This window comes from Polynucleobacter sp. QLW-P1DATA-2 (assembly GCF_001870365.1).
Classification (GTDB): Bacteria; Pseudomonadota; Gammaproteobacteria; order Burkholderiales; family Burkholderiaceae; genus Polynucleobacter.
In genome coordinates this window covers 159,722-184,160 of record NZ_LZMQ01000009.1, presented here as the reverse complement: position 1 = coordinate 184,160, position 24,439 = coordinate 159,722, and the positions used below count along the sequence as shown (strand labels likewise).

The 24,439-nt window shown below is 45.9% G+C and carries 1 protein-coding gene; it reads right to left on the bottom strand.

Going from position 1 to position 24,439, the window contains the following annotated elements:
- Positions 1–24,342: an MBG domain-containing protein gene (locus A9236_RS10675; protein ID WP_071467892.1), complete on the bottom strand. Its 24,342-nt coding sequence runs from the start codon at positions 24,340–24,342 to the stop codon at positions 1–3.
- Positions 24,343–24,439: the final 97 nt, after the last annotated feature.

Here is a 24,439-nt window from a genome sequence, read left to right as displayed (position 1 = left end):
TTACTTAGTAACCACCATGATCTTCTGACTCAAGACTTTATTGCCACGCATCAGCGTTACTTTTACAGACAGAGGCAGAGTAACTTCGCCAAGTTTAGGCACTGAGAAGCCCTTACTTGCGGCATCGTACCGAATGCCAGCTGGCAATGGTGCGTCATCAGGCAAAGTCACAACTAGTCTGCTGCCATTAGGTAATAACAATAACTTGTAGCTGCCGACTTGTTTAGACAAGGTCACATTCTCGCCGGACAGGTTAATCAGCTCCTGAATAATTTGATCTGGCACAGGGAACTTAAATGCGCCTGATGGTGGAACCTCAATTGCCTGTAAGTACTTCGGCAAGTCGTCTTGATCGCGTACGTAAATCAACTCCCCTTTTCTGATCAAGTCAGTAGGACGCTCTTCTGGTACATCTGCTGCAATTTGCTGTTGCAACACAGCCATATTATTGATGGTCTGAGGCGCTAAACCTATCGTTAGAGTTGCCGGAACAAATACATATGAATCATAGTTGGCATTCTGCATTAGGCTGCCACGAGTCATCAGATACACACCTCCAGAATTTTCTCCAGAGACACGAGATAGTGCGCCCGAGAAGACATTTGCAGGTGTATCGGCAATAACAACGCCATTTGCCAGAGTTGTATTCACTAACCCTGTGGCTGTATATGCAAATACTGGATCAGCAGCGCCAAACATTTTTGTCGCAGGTATTGCAGTAACTGTTAAGGCCTGCGGCATTGGACCGGGACCAGTCCAAGGACCATCCACGGCTGGGTTCCAAGCGCGAAGTGGAGTAATAGTTAGAACGGCTGGCGTGTATGTAAATCCAGAGTAATTTCCAGAAGCCGCTACAGATCCTTGAGTAATTGCATAACCTGCAGAAGTTACTTGCTCTCCTGCAAGTGTATTAACTTGCGCACGAGTCAATTGACCGGTTAATACGTTTGCTGCTGAATCGTTAATTGAAATGCCATCCACAGTAGCCACCACAAATGTACCTGCTGGGGCATTAGCAGTAAAGGTTAGCGCTGGATCATTTGTGCCATACATCTTAGTTTTGTTGGCTGCCACAATACTGGCTCCAGTTACTACTTTTGGAGTGATTGTGAAAATTCCGGAATTAAACACAAATGCACTTCCATAGTTTGCTGTTTGCAGGGTCAAATTACCCCTATTAATTGTGTAACTTCCAACCTGCTCATCAGCAAGACCGAGCGCAACACCTGGCGAAGATGTTCCTGCACGCAATACGTTAGTTGCACCAAACACGCTTGTAGCAGTGTCATTAATTACCACACCATTAGCCAGGGTTACGTTTACTAAGCCGGCAACGGTGTAAGCCAAAGCAGGATCATTTACCCCGTAAACCTTAGTATTGTTGGCAGCGGTAACAACCAGAGCCTGTGGTGCTGGACCAGGGCCAGGCCATGCGCCTGGACCAGTCCATGGAGCGCGTGGAGTAATTGTGAGGGCGCCGTCAACAAATGTCACACTGTAGTTAGAGTTCGCTACCAATGTACCTTGGGTAATATCATAGTTACCTACATGTTCTCCAGTCGCTCCATAGGCGGTGCCGAATTGAGCACGCGCAAGATTTCCTGTAATGCCAGCGCTAGTGAGGCTATCAGTAGGCGCCAAACCACTTACAACATAAGTAAGTGTTGGATCATTTGTGCCGTACATCTTTGTTTGATTATTGGCGGTAATAGTCAAAGCAGCAGCAGTAATTGAGCTTGTGGTGTTATTGACATATGTGACCGTATAGTTAGAGGCTACATCAACGCCACCATTACTAATGTCTACAAGATTGGTGGAGACTGTTTTTGTTCCGCTTGCGACATTAGGTGCACTAGAAGCCGATGCGCTTCCAGTTGGAATGTATGTAAAGACACCGCCGTTTAATGCATCATTAAATGCCAATGATGTGCCGCCAGCAGTAATCGCCGAGCCCCCAACTGTTGTAGTTAAACCGTCATATGTCTTTGTGACATCTGCCGTAGTAATTGAAACTGGTTTTGGAGTAACAGTTAAGGTGCTGCCTGTTGAATAAACATGACCATAATTATTCGAGCTTTGAGCATTAGGAATCTGAGCAATTGAGGTTGCACCTACGTTGTATATACCCACATTTCTAGCCGCAGCGAAGTCAGAATGATAATTACTAGAGGCTAAAGTGAACGTAACGCCACCACTACCCACTGCTGGATCAGTAAATGTCCAGGCATTAGCAGAAGGAACGCCCGCAACCAGTGTTGTTGTCGTGCCAGGAGTGCTGCTAGTGCAACCAGTGCAGTAACTTGCTACAGGGGTTGCAAAAGTGAAGCCCGAATTAGGAGTTCCATAGACAATCGTCGTTGGCTTAGCCTGAATCAACAAATCACCAGCCCCAACAATAGTAAATGTGGAAGCCGTATTCGATGAATTCGTGTACTGATATGTAACGGTGTAGTTTGATGCTGCTGCGCCAGTCGCTGTAACGTTGTAAGTACCAGCATCTTGACCGGGTACGCGCGCTAATATTGGCGCAACAAAGCCAGGCATCGTAGAAGTTGTGATGCCACTTCCATTCACTGTTACGGTGTCGCCATTCACAAGTCCACTATATGCAGTTGCAGCTAATACAGCAGGATCAGCGCGTCCGATGAGTTTTCCATTGTCAGCCACAGCAATGGTTAACGGCGCAGGTGTCACCGCCAATGTGCCTGCCACAAAGGTAGGAGAAGCATAGTTAGAGCCTGCACCCGAAGTCAGCGCTACTGTGCCTTGAGCGATTGGGTAGTTTCCGACATTTGAAGCTGAACCTGCGGAGCCATTAAATGCTGTTGCACTTGTGCTCAAAGCGCCAGCAATAACATTTGCGGCGGAATCACTCCAGGTAACACCATCAACACTAAATGAGCTCGGAATACCTGAAACACTGTAAGTGAGCACTGGTAGGCTGCTGCTGCCATACACCATGCTTTGGTTATTCGCAGCAATCGTAATAGCACCAGCATAAGGGGTGATTGTCAGCGTACTTGGGTTTAATAGCGTTGTGTAATTAGGGCCTGCATTTACACCACCAATAGTTGTTGCATAAACGCCTACTTGCTCACCTGCTACTGTTCCATATCCTACTCTACTCAACGAGCCACTCATGATTGCTGCGGTGTCATTAATCACTATGCCATCAACCGTAATTCCACTCAATAATCCTGATGTCGTATAAGTCAAGGCGGGATCAGAAGTGCCGTAAGACTTAGTAGCAGCATTAGCATTTACTGTGACGACTGCTGGAAAAATAGTGAGATTTGCAGGCGTATAAACCAAGTTGTAATTAGTTGAGCTCAATGTGCCCTGATTAATTACATAGCTTCCAACCTGCTCTGATGCCACTGAAGTAGCAAGATTAGGTGCGGTTGTGCCAGTACGTACTAGATTACCGGTCATTGAATTAGCAACCGTGTCCGTCCAAATCAAACCGTCAGCATTCAAGATGTTTGGCAATGCCGCAACACTGTAAGTTAAGGTCGGATCATTTACTCCATAGACTTTGGTCTTTGCATCTGCAATTACAGCCAACGGTGTTGCATATGGAGTAATTGTCAGGTTTGCCGGAACGTAAGTAATGTTGTAGTTATTTGCGTAAATTGTGCCTTGATTAATTACGTAGCTTCCAACCTGCTCTGATGCCACTGAAGTTGCAACATTAGGAGAGGTTGTGCCAGCACGCACTAAATTACCAGTTAAGGCTGTACTAGGAGTGTCAATCAGAGTAACGCCGTCTACGAATACGCCATTTACCAATCCAGTTACAGCATAAGTAAGGCTTGGATCACTTGTTCCATAAGTTTTTGTTTTAGCCTCAGCAGTCACGACAATTGGTGTAGCGTAAGGGGTAATAGTCAGGGTAGCACCGGTATATATCAATGGAGCGTAATTAGCGTTCTGAGTCAAAGTGCCCTGAGTAATAGCATAGCCAGTAGTTGTATTGACCTGCTCACCAGCGATTGTTCCATATTGGGCGCGAGTAAGCGCTCCTGTCAATTCATTTGCTGCAGTGTCATTAATCACTACGCCATTTGCGAGCGTGACTGATGCCAATCCAGAAACAGCATACGTTAGGGCTGGGTCATTTGTGGCATATGACTTAGTATGGTTGTTTGCAACCACGGTCAGGTCTTGTGGAGCTGGACCTGGTCCAGTCCAAGGCCCATCAATCGCAGGATTCCAGGCGCGGCGTGGAGTAATTGTTAACACACCTGCGGTGTAGTTAACACCAGCGTAATTTGGCGAGGCCAAAGTGCCTTGAGTAATTGCATATGGGCCCACTTGCTCTCCAGGCAGTGTAGCCACTTGAGCACGTGTAATTGTTCCGGTAAAGATATTGCTAAAGGTGTCGGTGATTTGTATACCATCAACCAAGCCACTTACGAGTGAGCCAGATCCCATGCTCGATGTAAAGGTTAAAGCAGGATCATTTGTGGCATACATCTTCGTTTTGTTATCAGCAACTACATTAATACCAACAACTTTTGGTGTAATGGTTAAGGTCGCTGGGGTAAAGGCGAATCCATTAGCAGTCAAACCATAGTTCGATTGAGCGGCGGCATTGAGTGCCAGCGGTGCTGTTGCGCTGTTATTGGCTATCACATAAGAGCCAACCTGCTCGCTAGCAATACTTGTAGCAACGCCTGGAGCAGAAGTACCGGCACGCAATAATCCGCCAGTAAATACTGATGCTGCAGTATCGTTAATCACCACTCCATTGGCTAAGGTTATGCTCACAAGACCGATTACGTTATAGGTCAACGTTGGATCGTTTGAGCCGTACGCTTTAGTCTGATCAACTGCAGTCACTACTAAGGCTTGTGGCGCTGGACCAGGGCCAGGCCATGCTCCTGGACCAGTCCATGGAGCACGCGGAGTAATACTCAATGTATTCGGTACGTAGGTCACTGCATAGTTAGGATTTGCAGCCAAGGTGTCTTGGGTGATGGTGTAGCTACCGACCTGCTCTCCCGCCAAAGTAGCAACTTGTGCACGGGTTAATGCTCCTCCAGTAATCACTGAAGCAACAGTATCGGTAGGCGCCAAGCCACTCACCACATAGGTCAATGTAGGATCATTTGTGCCGTACATCTTAGTTTGTGGATTAGCGGTAATGGTCAATGCGGCAGGCGTAATCGTACTAGTCGTGTTATTGACATAGGTAACGGTGTAGTTTGAGGCTACATTTGTAGCGCCATTGGTAATGCCAACTAAATCAGGAACAACTGTCTTGTTGCCAGCACCAGCACCAGCTGTTGTGTAGGTAAACGTACCACCACTTAAGACATCACCAAAGTAGGTTTGTGTTCCAGCGGTTGTAATTGGTGCTGCACCCACAGTAGTCGTCAGGCCATCATAAGCCTTTGTGACATTTGCAGCGGTAATGGAAATCGGCGCGGGTGTAACACTTAAGGCGCTATCAACAGTATGAATGCTGTTGTAATTGGATGAACCACCGGCATTCGAGATTGGAGCAACGTTTGCAGCACTAATGACATAGTTACCAACAGCGCGAGTAGATGCTGAAGCGGTACTGTACGGAGACGTGAGATTAAAGGTAACGCCACCAGATACAGAAAGATTATCGACAAAAGTCCATGCATTACCGTTATTCGTACCGCTTAAGGTAACCAAACTTGAACTTCCATTACAGGTAGTGCAATAGGTAACGACTGGTGTTGTGTAGGTAACACTGGTGGTGCCATACATCACGGTGGTTGGCTTTGCTTCAATCAGTACATCATAGGGCCCAGCAATCACAAAATTAGAGTTAACTCCATTTGGAGTGCTTGCAGTTACTCCTTGGGTGTATTGATAGACGATGTTGTAGTTAGAGGCAGCTGCGCCGGACGCAGTAATGGCATAAGTGCCAGCAACACTGTTACCCGCACTAGTTCTAGCCAATACTGGCGCAGTCAAACTGCTACCCGCAGCTAATGCACTGGCAGTATCACCATTGACAAATCCACTATAGGCAAATGTAGAAATTGGGCTTGGGTCTGCTTGGAATACGAATTTACTGTTATCAGCAACAGCAATAGTCAAGTTTGCGGGTGTAACAGCCAAAGTGCCCGCATGAAAGTTATTGGCAGCAACAAAAGTATAGTTTGCACCCTCGCCTGTATTTAGCGCTAATGTTCCAACGGTAATTGGGTAGTTACCAACATTAGAACTAGAGCCAGCCGTACCGCTGTAAGCAGTTGCTGTTGTAGCAAGAATTCCGGTAAAGATATTTGCTGGAGTACTAGTCAAAGTAATACCATCAACCGTTACCCCATTTACCAAACCAGAGACGCTATACGTTAAACCAGGCATATTTGCACTGCCGTAAACCATGGATTGATTATTTGCGCTTACCGTTAATGGTGTTGCATAAGGTGTAATGGTTAAGTTAGCACCAACATAAGTAGCGGTGTAGTTTGCATTAGGTGCAACCGTGTTTTGAGCGATCGCATAAGTGCCTACGTTCTCACTTGATGCGCTCGTAGCAACGCCTGGTGCAGATGTTCCTGCACGCAGCAAGCTACCGCTGACAGTATTTACAGCCGTATCAGTAATGGTTACACCATCTACAACTACCCCGCTCACTAAACCGGTAACGCTATAGGTCAACGCAGGGTCATTCGTAGCATAAGACTTTGTCTTAGCAGCAGCTGTAATTACTAGCGGCGTTGCATAAGGGGTAATAGTTAATGTTGCAGGTGTAAAGGTTGATGAAATGTAGTTTGGTGAGGCCACAACGCTACCTTGCGTTATTGCATAAGTTCCCACCTGCTCGCCTGGTAACGTACTGTACTGGGCGCGAGTCAGAGATCCACTGGTCACGGTGGCAGCAGTATCGGTGATTTGAATACCATCGACCAACGTATTAACTAATGAGCCATTACCCGCAGTAACCGTGTAGGTCAACGCTGGATCGTTGGTTGCATAAGACTTGCTCTTGTTCGCGGCAACAATATTCAATGTTGCTGTACTTGGCGTAATTTGCAGAGTGCCAGCGTTATAAACAAAGCCATTCGCCGCTAAACCATAGTTAGATTGGGCAGCTGCATTCAGAGCCAGAGGCGCTGTCGCACTGTTATTCGCAATTGCATAACTTCCTACTTGCTCACTGGCTAATCCAGTAGCAACTCCGGGAGCTGTTGTTCCGGCACGCAATAGGCCACCTGTAAAGACTGAAGCAGCTGTATCGTTAATGACTACGCCGTTTGCAAGTGTCACACTTACCAAACCAGTTACTGTATAGGTCAAACTTGGGTCATTTGTTCCATAGACCTTTGTCTGATCATCTGCTGCAACAGTTAAAGCCTGCGGAGCTGGTCCAGGGCCAGGCCAAGCGCCAGGTCCTGTCCATGGTGTACGCGGTGTAATCTTTAAAGCGCTAGCAACGTATGTAAGGGCGTAGTTCGGGTTAGCTAACAAGCTACCCTGCAGAATCGCGTAGCCTGGGTTTGTATTAACCTGCTCTCCAGCCAAAGTACCAAATTGATTGCGCACCAATGAACCACTCAATACTCCAGCAGCAGTATCGGTAGGGGCTAAGCCACTGACAAGATAAGTTAGCGCTGGATCATTTGTGCCATACATCTTGGTTTGCGTGTTCGCAGTCACCGTCAATGTTGCCTGAGTAATCGTGCTTGTAGTGTTGTTCTGATATGTAATGCTGTAGTTCCCTAAGGCATTAACAACACCAGTGCCAGAAATCGCCGCATTAGATACGGATACATTACAGATGCCTGCGCAAGCATTAGGAGATGTGTAGGCAAAGTTACCACCACTAATAACATCGTTATAAATTCCGGTAGCTGTTGTTGCGGAAGCTAGATTAATTGCTGCCGCACCCATCAAGGTAGTAGCAGTTGTGGTCCCATCGTAAACCTTCACAGCACTTGCAGACGTAATTGTTAAAGGCGCTGGAGTAATCGTTAAGGTTGAGCCTAGACCAAAGGTGCTCTGATAGTTATTGGCACCTGAATTATTGGCAATTTGGGTGATACCAGTTGGCGTCAGTGAATACGCATCCACGTTTCGCAATGCTGGACTTGTGGAGTCGTAATTTGTACCAAGTGCAAAAGACACTCCACCAGAACCTTTAGCAGGATCAGTGTAAGACAGAACACCATTATTGGTGCCGGTGTAATTCAAAGTCACAATATCACTAGGAGCAGCGCATGGTGATACGCAAGTCTGCACCACAGGCTTACCTAAATTGATATTGGCATTAGCAGTTCCGTATACCGCTGTTACTGGCGCAGGTGCAATTAACAAGTCATTACCGCCCGCTACATAGAAGTTAGAGTTCGTACCATAAGGGGCGGAACCGGATACACCTTGGGTGTACTGATACACGATGTTGTAGTTCGTAGCTGAAGCACCAGATGCGGTAATTGCGTATGTACCAACTACATTATTGCCCGCACTTATACGTGTCAGTGTCGGCGCAACGAGTCCTGCTGCTGTCGAAGAGGTATCGCCATTAACAAATCCAGAGTACACCACAGCCGTTAGCGGTGTTGGATCATTTTGGAATACAAACTTACCGTTGTCAGCCACGATCACATAAAGCGTTGCTCGATCAATAGTGAATACACCTGGGGTAAATGTCGCCGAATTAGTCGGAGACCAGGAATAGTTACGCCCTGCACCACTATTAAGCGTCAAGCTACCGACACCAATTGGGTAGGTACCCATATTTTCACCAGGTGCACGTGCAACATTACCGGAGAAGAAGGAGGTTGGCGCAAGGGTGTCATTAATGACCACACCATTACTTAATGTCACATTTGCCAAACCATTTACGGTATAGGTTAAGGCTGGATCTGATGAGCCATACCCTTTTTGATTATTTGCAGCAACCACAGTAATCGTGCCAGCATATGGGGTGATAGACAGGATGCCTGGGGTAAAGGTTAAGGTGTAGTTACCACCCGCAACCGCTACAGTACCCTGAGTAATAGCATATGGGCTGGTAGCAGCCTGTTCGCCCGCTAATGTGCCAGCTTGAGCACGGGCTAAATTACCAGTCAGAACAGAACTGCTGTCCGCAATCGTTACGCCATCTACGGTCGCGTTAACTAGACCGACTGGTGCATTTAAGGTAAGAGCAGGATCATTGGTTGCATAAGACTTTGTCTTATTTGCAGCACTAACACTTAATGGTGCTGGCGTAATAGTCAAATTAGCACCAACATAGTTGATGTTGTAGTTTGCTGATACTAATGGGCTGGCTGTATACGTATTGGTAATCGCATAGGTGCCCACCGCTTCTGGTGTGGCATTCGGTGCTAAACCAGGCGCCGACATTCCTGCACGGATTAAGGATCCAGTGACTGCTGTTGCTGCTGAATCAGTCCAAGTTAGTCCATCAGCCGTAAGAGATGCTGGCAAGCCGGTTGTGACATAAGTTAGTGTCGGATCATTTGTGCCATATACCTTGGTTTGCACATCTGCGGTAACGGTTAAAGCATTCGCGGCGTACTTGGCAATCGTTAAATTGGCTGGAGTGAAGCTAGTAATGTGGTAGTTTGAGCCAGCACTTAAGCTACCAATTGCGATTGGATAGGTTCCCACTTGTTCATAAGTAACGCTGCTCGCCACATTAGGCGCAGTAGTGCCTTGACGCAAGAGATTACCGCTCATGACCAATAATGAATCCGTTGGCGCTAAGCCGGTCACGGTATAAGTCAAGGTAGGATCACTCGTGCCATAAGACTTCGATTGTGCCAATGCAGTCACGCTAATGGCCTTAGCAGTAATTGTGCTAGTCGTATTGTTTACGTAGCTAATCGTGTAGTTCGCACCAGAGTTGCCATCGCTCGCTAACACGCCAGAGACGGTCACAGTCTTGTTACCACTTCCCACATTCGGGTTGGTGTATGCGTAGGTGCCACCAGTTAATGCATCCGCCACACCGCCATTTGATGCATTGGCATACAAAGTTCCAGACACTAACACTGGAGTTGAGCTAGCAGCAGTTGTGCCGTCATACGTTTTGGTGACATCGGCAGCAGATACTGTGATGGCCGCTGGTGTAATACTGATATTACTTGTAGCACCTACCAAAGTGTAATTGCTAGCCAATCCAATCGTGCCAGTTGTACCGTTAGCTAAAGTAAGTCCAGACATACTCGATAGAGTATTGGCGATGCCAACATTGGCACTATTTGCTACCCCCGTACCACTCAATAACAAAGTCTGTCCAGCAATACCGGCAACAGCTAATTGATTAGCATCAAATGCGGTAGTGCCGTTATAGACACGAGTACCAGTGATAGAAACTGCCACTGGCGTAATGTTGGCAGTTAGCGCTGTACTTGGACCAGCAACATAGTAGTTACCGGAGTCGATTCCGGCTAAAGTAACGCCACTCATGACAGTCAAACCACCTAAAGTCGATGTTGCTGCTGTGACTGTTAGGTTATTGGCGGCATTAACCTGACTAAAGCTGCCTACATAATTACCCGTTGAACTAATGCTAACGGCATCCGTACCCAAGACACCTACTAGCATTTGCCCAGCTGAAGAAATTGATGCTACATTGGTTGTGTCGTATACCTTGCTATTGGCTGACAAACCGCCTACGGTCAAAGGTGCTGGCGTAATCGTACCGTTAGTACCCGTCAAAGTGTTAGTGCTCAGTACATAGTTTGCTGCATCAGCACCGCCCAATGCTAGGTTACTAATGGTGTAACCAACATTTGTACCAACATTTTTAGAGTTATAGGCTGCTGTTCCAGTTATGCTCAATGTGTCACCTGCCAGCCTCATATTAGCTGTAGATAATGGGGTCATCGCCAACATAGTAGTCGCGTCATAAACCTTAGATGGGACTTGATTATTGATTGGGGTTACCGCTAGTGGTGTAACAGCTACAGTGCCAGCAACGTAATACGTCTGCAAAATTGTGACAGTGTCAGTGTGTATAACTTGGTTATTCGATGGTGTGGCGGCATAGCTACCAACATTGACATATCCACCCGTACTATAAGTAGGATTCGCTACGGTTACTGTGAAGTTATAGATACCCCCAGTAATTGAAGTCGCGCTCCAGACATTTGGCGTTGCTGTTGGTGCAACAGTTAAGTTAATAACTGCGCCAGCACAGGATCCTGTGACAGCAGCGCAATACCGAACAACAGGAGTAGCTGATGTTGCTAAATTTGCAGCAGTTACTGTGCCGTACACATGTGAAGCATTACCCGCGGAAATCACCAGATCTTGGTTGCCCACAACCGATAAAACCGCAGTAGTTGGCGTAATGCTGTAGTTACCAGCTGTAACGCTCGCAGCAATTGACGGGGTAAGAGTGTATGTGCCGCCAGCCGATGCGGTAAATCCACCTGGTAATGGCAATGAAACCGCTACTGAATCTGACCCCAATAAGCCCGATACCTGAGCAGATAAAGAGGTTGGTCCTGGGGTAGCTGGTGATGATGGTGATGCACTGGTAACACTCACACCAGATACAGCTGTCGGCGTAGTTCCACCAGTGAACATAGAGTAGTTATTCGCTACTACACCAAGCGGAGCAGCAGTGATCGTGGCTGTAGAAGGACTTTGTGCAGCACTTGGCAATACATAGTTACTCAAAATGGTATTGGACAGTGCCAAGATATTCGTTGGCGCAATCGATACCTTCACCGCATTTGCTTGGCTACCAGCGGCAATAGCTAGGTTATTGAGTGTGACATTTGGCGTTGCCAGTCCACTCGTTGTATTAATGAAGTTACCCGTTGACGCAGTAATATACGCACCCTCGCCCGCTACAAATCCACTGATTGTGTAGCTACCAGAGGTGGCTGCATTGCCAGAAAGTGTTACGCCGTTGCCAGCTGTACATGGGCTGACGGAACATGATCCAGCTGTCAGATTGGCTGTGCTAGTAGTGTCGTAGACTTTTGTTTGCGCGCTGCCACTGATGGCGGCAGTCAGCGTTAATGGTGTGATCGTGACTGATGAAGTCGATGTCGGCAAGATATAGTTCGAAGCTAAACCAGTGCCATTAGCAAGCGTATATCCAGAAGTTGTTAGGCTAGAAACCCCCACTACATTGGCGCTATTTGCGGCTCCTGTACCGGCTGAAACAGTTAGTGTTTCTGAGCCAACACCAATAACCGTAAGCGTGCTGGTAGCAAAGTTCACCGTTCCGTCATAAGGTTTAGTAGCAGTAATAGTAGCCGTTGCCTTATTAATGACATACGCATTATTTGGTGCATTAGCCCAGACAATGTTGTAGTTGGTGTTAGTTGATGTTCCAACCAATGTACCCACTCCATATGTATAGGTTGCTGCGTTCTTTACAGTAGATTGACCTGTGCTAGTAAAGGTCATGGCACCTGTCAAGGCAATCGGGATATTGACACTCGTATCAGTATTTTTGTAACCCGCGATGCTGTAGTTTGCTATAGCATCAGAGTAAGTAGTGTTATTGAGAGTGGTGCCGTTATAAGTTGTGCTCACCGCATTTGGCGTAATCGTCAAATCAGCCTTAGCGATAGTTAATGCACCCGTTACATAGCTGATGTTGTAGTTCGATGCTAAGCCGCTTGAGAAAGTCGCAGCACTTGGAGTAATGGTGTAACTACCTGCATTAGTTGCACCCGGCACCAAGTTTACTCCGCCTGATTGCAGCACCACCCCAGAAATCGCATCACTGTTCGGTAAATTGGCAACACTTTGGGTATAAGCGCTAGAACCCAGTGAGTAGGCTGTGCCGTAAGAGGTGCCTTGGGCTGAAGCAGTAATGGTCAAATTGAGTGGGTTAACAGTTAAATTGCCCGCCGTATATGAAATCGCATAGTTCGTGCTATTAAATCCACCTGTACCTGTTGCTCCGCTAGGCACAATTGCGCCGGCATAGGTACCTGCATTTACTGTTCCAGGAACGCTAGTGCCTGTGCCGTATTTAATTGCAGCTGCAGTAATAGCATCACCAGTCGCCAAACCACCGGTCACAGTGTAAGCACTTTGCGATAGCGCACTTGATGTGCCATAAGTAGTAGTCACAGCATTAGCTGTAATCGTAATAGGTTTAGGCGTAATCGTCATCGTGCCATTGGTGTAATACACGGTATAGTTTCCGGCACCCGCTCCGCTGATAGTAGCCAGTGAAGGCACGATGGAATAAGTTCCTACGCCAGCACTAGCAATACCGCCAGTACTAGTCAGGGTTAATCCAGAAATACTGTTACCAGCCAATAAGCCTGTAACGCTATAAGCAGAGCTTGCTGGATTGGTAACTACCCCACTGCTGTTATAGGTGATGCCGCCAGTAGTAGTGCTTGATCCATAAACCTTACCGTCATTGACGGCAGTAACGTAGACACTAATACCTAGAACTGTGAGTGTTCCAGGAGCATAGGAAATAGCATAGTTACTTGCTACGCCTGATGTGAAGGTTGGAGCACTTGGCGTAATGGCGTAAGTACCTGCATTAGCGCTAGAGGCAAAACCTGATGATGCTAGGCTGACAGTGCTAATCGTATCTGTGAGTGTGACTCCATCGACTGTGGTGGTGGATTTAAGTCCAGTAGTCGTAAATTCTGTTCCTGCAGGAGTTAATGTAGAACCATAATTTTTAGATTCTGCTGAAGCAGTAATCGTTAATGGCGCAGGAGTAATCACCAGTCCAACATTGCCAAAACTTTGGCTATTGATAGTCACGCCAGAACTTACGCTAATGCCGTGTGTGCTTGTGATGTTGTAGGTGTAGCTTGTGCTATTGGTATTAACCTGCTCACCCGCAAGCGTGCCATAACTTGTGCGTGGAGTTGGGGGCAATGCTTGCAAAGAGTTAACAAAAGCGCCCAATGGAACGACAAAGTTCACGCTATTAACAGTGATCAGCGCACATCCATCTGTACTTGCACAGGTAATCGCCGAAGAACCTGTTCCTACTACCGTACCATTAGACACCCAGCCTGAATTATTAGTCGTTTTTGTATAAAGGGCCTGTAATTGATAGTCAAGACTGCCTGGAGTAGTAAGGTTACCCGCAGTAGCTAATGGGTCGTTTGTTCCATAAACCTTAGTCACGTTGCCTGATAACGTGGCTGTGTAACTTGGTGAAATACGGAACTGAATTACTGGGCCAGTATTTGTAGAAGTAATTGCACCAGTATTCCAGCTAGTACCGCCTGTACCACCTGCTACGTTTGCAGTATTAATGCCGCCTAATGTAAAGATAGGCAATGATGTAGCTGCAACGTTACCAGCGGCATAAGCCTGGCTAAACAATGTATTGCTGAATGTGAAATCACCCAAGCTAGGAGAAAGCAATCCTAAGGAGGCTTGTGTGGAAGTTGTTCCGGCGGTAACTCCAGGCGAACCGGCATACAAATAGACGTTACCGTTTGGCGACGTAATGTTATTTCCAGAAATTGCCGTGATCTGACCACAAGCAGTTGCTGAACATGCAGAATTTACTGTGCCGGCTGCAAAATAAGCGCCCGCTTCAATGACTACTGGCCCGGTGCCATTATTAACGATTTTCGGTGGTGTTACGTTTCCGTTATTGGATGTTGCAATGAATACGCCAGCATTAGAATTTTGGGTAAACAGGGTTCCAGCAACAGTTACGATATCAGCACTTGTTCCAATGGCGCTTAACTCAAGAGCACCCGCAGTAGAGGCATTGGTGACTGTGATTGCATCGTTATAACGTCCCGAGTAAGCAACAATATTAGTGTTACCACCCCACGATGAACCAGACGCTGCAGTCGAATTATTATTAATCTGCGTGTAGTTTGCGATATTAATCGCATTTTTAGTCGTATTTTGACTTGGCTCAATACCAACAATATTAATTGCATCAGCCCCCGCTGCAAACACTCCTGTAGTTTGCAATACGATTGGTGCAACAGCAGTTCCACCGGTAATGGTAATAGCATCAAATCCTGGCGCAGCAGTGTTGTTGGTCGCACCTACTGCACCACGAATATAAATACCATTTATAGCAGTAAGACTTGCAGTGATAGGTATAGCTACAGATGCTGTAGTTGCATTGTTCCAGGCATTAGTCGGGTTGATTGCGCCCTGCACTCCATTGATATAAGTATTATCAAAAGTAATGGAGCCAGGAACATTAAGCGCGCTATTCACAATAATTTCTGCGCCCGCAGTAATATTGCTGTAATTAATATAGCTAGTAGATGTTCCGTTAAAAGTTACTGCTCCAGCATTAATTAGAGAGAGCTTGTTTCCTAATGTTGTGTCATAAACGATGCTGGATGGAGTGCCGCTTGTATTTTGGGCAATCGAAATAGTGCCGTTTTGAGCGATCTGGTTGTTAGACTTAAACAAGATATTTCCACCGCTAGCATTATCGGTAATAGCGCCAGTTTGGGTAATGCCTATTTGGTTTCCAGCCGCAGAGTCATTTCCAGTTACAGAAATATTATTGGAGTTACACGCAACCCCTGCCGAACAGGCATTAATTGTCATTGCACCCAAGGAAACCACGGTTGCTGCTGCTACGCTTGTTCCGGTTACCGCTATAGAGTTGCCTGTAATTAAACCAGTTGCAGTAACTGCCATGCCGCTTGTACCAGTGCCTTGGTTGATGCCCGTAATGGTCGCCGAACTATTATTTGAGGTAATGACCGCGTTTGTAGCAAGCGCAGATACAGTTGACGTTGATGCAGAGTTCTTAGCATAGATCGTAACAGCTGAATCAGCTGTGATAGTTCCACCAAATGCTGAATTTCCACCGCTTATGGTACTTAAACCATAGATGTTGATATTCCCGCTCCCTGCGCCAACAGTGGTAGCACGTAACGTACCAAATAAATTACCACTATTTGCATAAATTGCATTGCCACCAGCCAAAGGGGCTAAGGAAGTTCCTAAGTTGATGTTTGCACCATAAGTGGTGATGCTGATATTCCCTGTCATATAACCATACAGCGCGATCCAACCACTATTGACTGCATTTGCTAAGAAATTCACATCCCCACCAACCAGGGCAGCAGTACCAGATGTAATCGTGACTGAAGCAGCAGCTCCGGCAGATGTTCTCATCATGATGCCGTCACCGGAGAGACCAGTGGCAGCAGTGATATTGACGCCTTGGCCACTAATGAGCGTTGACGAACTTATGTTTGCACCCAATTGAACCCCTGCAGTAGAAGCATTTGTGCCGGCGGTTGCACCGTTAAGGGTTACATAAGTACCCGCACGCAATTCGCCCGCAACGAGAACACCACTAGTGGTGGTTGTATTGCTAGTAGTAATAGTAGCTGCGTTTAAATATCCGCTCGCTGGAGTACAACTAGCCCCTGTGCAGCCATAGGTATTGTCTACCAAAATATAACCAGGAACTGTTGTTGCGCCAATTGCTAATGCAGAGCCGCTTGATTTTTCTATGTAATTAATTGCAGAGCTGCTAGTTCCAGCGCCAATGGTTAAGGCACCAGTTGAAATCGTAGACAGCTGATTACCGCTTGTAGTGTTGTAAGTAATATAGCTAGCGGTACCGCTGGTATTGGGAGCTACCGTTACTGCACCACTTTGACTAATCGCATTGTTAGAGGTGAAAGTGATATTGCCGCCATTGGCATTCTGAGTAATAGCACCGGTTTGGGTAATGCCAGTGTTTCCACCCGCTGCAGTGTCATTTCCTGTAATGGTGATATCTCCAGCGGCATTGGTAATCGTGCCAGTAAGATTGACAACAGTTGTAGCAGTTGTACCAGTACCTCTAATGATTACTCCATTTGCAGATGAAATGGCTGCAGTCACTGTCATTGGTGCGCCAGTGGTTGAAGTGCCAACCAAAGCCACTGAACCTGCCGTAGAGGTAATCGGGGACGACATATAGTTGGCTGTTCCGCTATTGGGAGTATTTCCAGTAATAGAAATATTACCAACGGCCGTGATTGAGCCATTAGTTGCGAGGCCACTGTAGTCGACTCCGTATGCACCAGCAACTAAGGATGTTCCGGCTATTGAAATCGTTGTTGTGGAATTTAGCGTAACAGCCGGTAGCAATGTCACACCAGTGGCAGCGGCTAAATTGGAAATGCCATTTAAGGTGATACCTGTAGCTCCGCCAAAGGAACCGCTAGCTAAACTACCAGTAACCTTAACACCGTTTCCAGTTGATGTTGCGTAAGTTGTTCCATTTGCAGCGGTAATGAATCCGCTCGCTGGAGTACAACTAGCCCCTGTGCAGCCATAGGTATTGTCTACCAAAATATAACCAGGAACTGTTGTTGCGCCAACGGTTAATATTGAACCATTCGATTTCTCAATGTAATTGATTGCTTGTGTCGATGCGCTATTAACCGTTAGGGGTCCAGAAGTAATAGTCGAAACATTATTACCTCTAGTTGTGTCATAAGTAACACTTGATACTGCCCCACTCGTATTGCCAACCAGGGTAACTGATCCAGTCTGAGAGATATTGGAATCGGCGGAGAATGTGATATTTCCACCGCTTGTATTTTGGACGATTGGGCCAGATAAATTAATGCCGTTATTTGCCTTATTGGCGACGTTTGTCGTGATAGTAATATCACCATTTGTAGCAATAATTGGTTGGGTAGTACTTGCAGAGTAGATTGCTCCAGCAGTAGTTATAGCGTTTACTACGGTTGAATATTCATTCGCAGTCAAGGTAACTGAGGCACCTTGTATAGCACTTGTACTCACTCCAGCAATGTAGAGGGGGTAGTTACTAGCGCCGTAAGCGTTAGCCGTCATAGTTAAGGAGCCGGCAGCTCTTACTGGGCCATTCCATATATTAAGTGAACCGTAAGCCGCGCTGTAATTGGTGCCAGTCAAATCAATATTACCTGCAGTAGAAATCATCCCGCCATGAATATCGACACCCGTATTACTAGTTATGCCGGCACTAATTCCCGTGATTAAGATATTACCTGCAGTTGTAATTACAGCTGTTGTATTTGCAGTAGTACCCAACGCAAAAGCAGGGTATGCAGTGCCGTTTGTTACATAGTTGATGGCGTTCGCTGTAAAACTATTTGCATTAATAGAACCACTAACGTAAATCCCATTTGCGTCCTGCACTGCCAATGTAGATGCCAGAGTTTTTGTGTTGATATATCCACTAACCGGGGTACACCCCGCGCCAGAACAGCCAAAAGTATTGTCTAACAAAATATAACCAGGAACTGTTGTTGCGCCAATTGCTAATGCAGAGCCGCTTGATTTTTCTATGTAATTAATTGCAGAGCTGCTAGTTCCAGCGCCAATGGTTAAGGCACCAGTTGAAATCGTAGATAGTTGATTACCGCTTGTAGTGTTGTAAGTAATATAGCTAGCGGTACCGCTGGTATTGGGAGCAAGTGTGGTTGTGCCAGCCTGGTTAATCGAATTATTAGAAATAAATGATATATTTCCGCCGTTAGAGTTATCAACAATATTTCCAGAAACAGATATTCCAGTTGAAGCGCCTGTATAGCCAGTAGTTGTTGCAGAATTTGCGGTGACACTTAAGGTGCTAGTATTTGTTACATTTGTAAGCGTAATTAATCCGCTCAAGTTAACAATCGCTGTTGATGGAGCTGCGTTAGTATTGTTTCCAACAATAGTAATGTTTCCATCAGCGGTTATGGAGGAGGCGTATCCAACAGCTGGATTGCTGGATACTGAAGCCGTTCCGTACATTGAAACATTGCCCCCAACACCAGAAACTTTTGTTGCAACTATGGCGCCTAAACTGCCATTAATCCCCGCTCCGCCATATATAGGATTTGATGATGTGCCTATATTTACGTTAGCTCCATAGGCTGTAATTGGCATTGAGCCACCGTAAATAGCGCTATTAGCTCCAGCGTTATATTGGAAAAAATTAATATCGCCACCAACAATACTGCTAGTACCTGATTGGAATGTGGTTGTATTAGCTGAATTTAATGGCTGAGCACTAGGCGCAGTAGTCAAACCATTAAAAGTAATGCCATTACCAGCAAACTTTTGAGAACTCAAAATAGAGATATTGTTATTAGTCTGGATTGCAGAATTGCCAGCCCAACTTACTCCACCAGAATTTACGCCCTGAACAGCAATAGCGGCGCCAGCTGTTAGCGTTCCATCAATACGGACACCGTAAGCTGAGGATGTTGAATAAGTATTAGCGTTGCTAACGGTAATACCATTATCAACACCACTAAGGTAGGTATTGTCTAAAGTGATAGAACCTGGAACGGTAATAGCGCCACTTGCATAGATGCTGGCGCCACTAGACTTCATTGTGTAATCAATGCGTGATGATGAGCCTGCCATACCGCCTGTCAGAGTCAGCGCACCAGCAGTAATTATTGAATCCTTATTGCCTGATGTGGTGTCATAGGTAATTCTTGAAGTTGTTCCACTGGTATTGGCAGCTACCGTTACTGCACCACTTTGACTAATCGCATTGTTCGAGATGAAATAGATATTGCCGCCATTGGCATTTTGGGTTATTGCGCCTGTCTGGGTAATGCCAGTGTTTCCACCAGCAGCAGTATCGTTGCCAGTCACAGAAATATCTGTACCACCCGCGTTAATCGTCATTGCACCTAAAGACACTACTGTGGCAGCAGTGGTACCCGTTCCTGTTACAGAAATAGAATTAGCTGTGATTGCGCCAGTCTGAGAGAGCACAGTTCCAGTTAGGCCACTAGCAACAATGGTTACAGCATTCGAGGCAACAATCGCTTTAGTGTGTATGAATGCTGTGCCAATAGCATTAGTTGCCTGCATGTATATGGAAACGTTACCTGCACTCGCACCAGTCCCTGTTGCAGTCAATACCCCAAATGCATCGTTGTACATCACGTAGCCAGCTCTAATTGGTTGCGCTACAGTGCCAATATTAATATTGCTGCTGTAAGCATTCATGGTTACAACATTGTTACCAGAAGAAGTGCTATAGATTGCTGAATTAGCGCTTGCACCAGGGCCAATGAGACCGCCCAAAATAGTGATGCCGCCACCAGCAATGCTCGAAGTGCCTGAATTAAAAGTTATGACTCCAGACACTTGCAGGATGCAGGATGAATCGGCTGGATCATATGAGAGTAGATTGAGGTTAATTGCACCGGGCCCATTGAGCGTATTTTGGCCCGCGGAAATCGTCCCCGCGCTCAAATTTAGGGTTCCGCCACTATTACTACTACCGTACCAAACACCATTGATTGTGATGTTGCCGCCAGCAGTAAGGTTGCTAGCTAAAATTGCCCCGGCACCATTTTGAGTAACAGTAGTAGATCCTACTGTACCGTTTGTAAGATAACCACTTGTAGGGTTGCATCCCGAACCGCTACAGCCAAAAGTATTGTCAATAGTGATAGATCCAGATACCGACAAAGTTCCAACAGTTAGTACTGAACCACTTGCCTTTTGAATATAATTGACTGGACTTAGAGCACCTGTGGATGCATAGGTAAATGAGCCAGTTGTAATTTGGCTATTTAGATTGCCTGATGTGGTGTCGTAGGTAATTGTTTGCGCATGGTTGGTCGTATTGGCAGTAGCAAAGCTGACCGCAGATGTTGCTGTAATGTCACCATTTGTAACTAAGGTTACGCTTCCGCCATTGGAGTTATTGGTAATCGCACCACCAGTCACCACAATGCCACCCGCAAGACCGGTTGTAGCAACTGTTGAGGTGATATTTAACGCATCACCAACCGTAGTTCCCGCAGTAATTGTCACACCGCCAGTAAGGCTAACGCCCGTACCTGTTGCATTTGTGTTGCTTGCGGTAATGCGAACCTGAGGAGCGGTTACGGATCCAGTAAGATTTACCGCTTGGAATCCAGCCTCATTGTCAGTACTATTAATGGTAATAGCACCACTAGTGGTCGAAATTGCTGCGGTGGAATAAACACCATATCCATTAAAGTTGTTGTTGTTTATGGTAATACCAGTCGCCGCAGCAATTGGAGCAAGTATCTGAAGTCCGGTTCCTCTGCCGGCACTGTTGTTGCTGTCGTTGCTTATATTTACGCTACCGGTATATGAAGTTAAAGTTGTACCAGCGCTAAGGTAAATACCACCCCCACTTTGTAGTGCTGTAGAAGAACTAATATTGGTTATATTGATATTGCCAGCCGCATTAATTGGTCCAGGCCCGTAATTGGCAATTACATAACTGTATAAATTGGTACCTGCAGATTGTGCTTGAATATTAACGAAGCCGCCAATATTTAAGGTGGCACCACTACTTTCATAGGCACCCATGCTTCCTCCGGATACGGCATCGTAACCGGCACCAATAAAGTTGCCACCTGTTGAAGTAGCGCTTACTACTCCAGCATTTGTGGTGGTGTTGATGCTTGCTTGGGGATAAATGTTTTGTAGATAGCCAACATTGACTGTGCCCATTGTGATGGTTTGATGAACTAAATCAATAGTACCGCCCGTACCGTCCATGATGACATATCCACCCCTCGTCGTTATGGGGGCAGTATTTAAAACGGTAGCTCCTGAGCCCAAATTGGAAGTGTTAGTCTTCCAATAAGATTGCATGACCACATTTATTGGGCCGCTGCTTGCTGTAATTGCACCACTAACGAGTGATTGACCGCCAGCCAGGAATTGCAAATTAACCGTACCTGCCCCTGAAGAAGTAATTCCGCCTGAAGAGGTAATGCTTGATCCTTGAGTTAAATGGTTATCCAAAATCAAGGTGCCTGTGATGCCTGTAGCTGGCGCAAATGCTAAAGCACCAGTCTGAGTAATTGCGCCTGTTGCTACTACGTTGACCGTATTGCCGGCATTAATGGCCGCAACAATATCCGCCGTGCTGATATTTGACGCACCAGTGGCTGCAAGTGCGCTAGCCAGTGTGCCGCCCGTTGAAGCAGCAGCGGTAATAGTGACGGTAGTTGGGTCAAGCAGCCACTCATTTGATACAACCGCTGTATTTTGAGTGCCCAACAAATCACCAGAGGTCTCAACGCGGTTTGCAGTCAATGTGGAGTTAGAAATTGCAACTAAGCTAGCTACTGCGCCTTGACTATAGCTTGGACGGCCAATAGCAATGTCGCCATTGATGGCTGCTAGGGATGAATTGTTAACTTGAATTTGGTCACCGAAGACGACGATAGTGCCGTTTGGTGCATTGATGCCAGTTTGGCTATCAAGATTGATGTTGCTGCTAGTGATGCTGTTGTTTGAATCTACTGCTGCCGCTAATGCTGTGTTCACGAAATTTGTGAGTGCTGGAGGTGCAGTTGCTGGTGGCGCAAGGATGGTGCCATTACCCAAGTTGTTTACTTGGCCAAGATTAATCACGCCGCCCTGACTTACACCCTCGGAACCAATGAGGGCTGCAATGATGTCAGTTTGGGTTTTGCCAACAATGGCGATATTGCCGCCGTTAGTTGCTTTACCGATTGAATCGACAATACCGTTAATCGTTGTTTTGCCGGCTGTTGAAACAATCGTGACTGCTCCCCCATTAATACCATTTGCTGAGATATAACTATTGCTGCCGATATTGATATCACCAGTTGCCAGAATATTAATTAAACCGCCGTTACTTGTATAAGTATTACTGTCTGCATTTAAACCATTTTGACCATTGCGACGATTATTCGCAGTAGTCGTATTTGCAGAATTTAAATTGTTTGAATTTGTATTATTCGAATTATTACTATTACTGCCATTGGAATTAATATTACCGAGAATATTAATAATGGCACCAGCTAAATAAATATTGGAATTATTTCCACCGTTAGTATTAATAGAACCATTCACATTAATAGCCTGGGCTACTGCATATACTTGTCCAGCAGTAATGTTGCTATTGATATCAATCTGACCGCCAGTAGCGATCAAGTTCAATGAGGTTGCTGTATTGCTTGAATAGATATCGGCACCAGCCATGATACGAATCAATGCAGATTGACTGGCCGTGCATGAACCAAACGCGCAGGCGCTACCCGTTGCATCTAATGTCACGCTGGTGCTATTCAAGGCATTGCTGATAGCGGATGCTGCTGCGCTATCAATAATTAAGGCTTGCGGATCTATTGTCCACATGCCAGTTTTGCCTTTTGGGGCAGATGTATCAATGATTGAGCTAGCTGCAATGGAGACGTTGCCCTTAGAGCTAGTCTCGATGAAGCCACCATTACCGCCTTGCGCCCCACCCTTTGCGAAGAGGCTTCCAGCAATTAAGGTCTTGATTTGAGACCAAATATTGATGGTTCCACCGTTACCGTTTTGGGTAGCAGATGCATCTACAGTTGCGTTAGTTTGTACGGAAACTGTGTTTGCTAAGGAATTGTTTTGTATAGCGTCTTGAACTGATTGATTGTTTGCGTTGTTTACGCCAACATTAATAGTTCCGCCGGCTGCTGCACCAGTGGCAGTGGTTTTTGAACCGCTTGCTAAAGTAATGTTATTACCTTTAAGGCTAATATTGCCACCTGTTGCTTGCGCAGAATTGGCTTCAATCACACCACTTTGCTCGATTGTGTCGGCAGTTAATGAGATTTTTCCACCGGAAGTATTAATATCCGATGCAGAAATCGTGCCAGTATTTTTAATGAGTGAACCCATTAAATTCTGAGCAGCATTGGCACCGATAATCACTTGGCCATTACCTGCATTAATCAATAATTTATTCGAAATTAATGCATTAACCACTGAAGCATCTACGGAAACACTCACAAATTGGCTTCCGGAAAATTTTAATGTCACTTTTTGACCGGCAACTAATGCAATTGCATTATTACCACTCATATTTGCCGTAATAACACCAGTATTAATCACTTGCGGCGCCATAAGTGCAATATAACTATTAATATTATTACCAGTAATATGGCCTTTATTAATAATCTTGCCAGTAGTACCACCCTCATAAACCTGAGTATCTTTACCGGACATAAATTCTGTAGCGGAGATATTCATGGTGGTTGCCACCATGCCGCCCACGTTTACTTCAGCACCCTTACCAAATACTACGCCATTGTTGTTTACAAAAACAACCTGACCATTGGCATTGACTGCGCCATTAATCATGGATTTGGAAGCGCCATTAACGTAGTTCAGGGTTGAAGCTTGAGCATTGGGTTGATTAAAGTTCACCGTTGCTTTTGAACCCACATCAAAACTATTCCAATTAATCACGGCACGTTGGCTTGATTGATTGATATTCATAGTGTTACCCGCCTGGGAGATGGCTGCTGTACCAGCAACAACTTTCCCGCCTGTTGGCAACGCATTAGCGGCGGGAGGGGCAGCTAGCGCCTGTCCAGCCAGACCAGCAATAGCTAAAGCCGCTAATAACTTAGCGGCTTTGAACTGTGATTCACAGCTCTTTCTATGCGATGGTTGCGTAATTTTAGGTATCAAACTTGGTATTTCACTTAAGTGCTAGAGAATTTAACGAAATTTCTCTAATAAAAAAATCCCTCGATCGTGGGAGTTTGTAAATATTTTTGCAATTTCT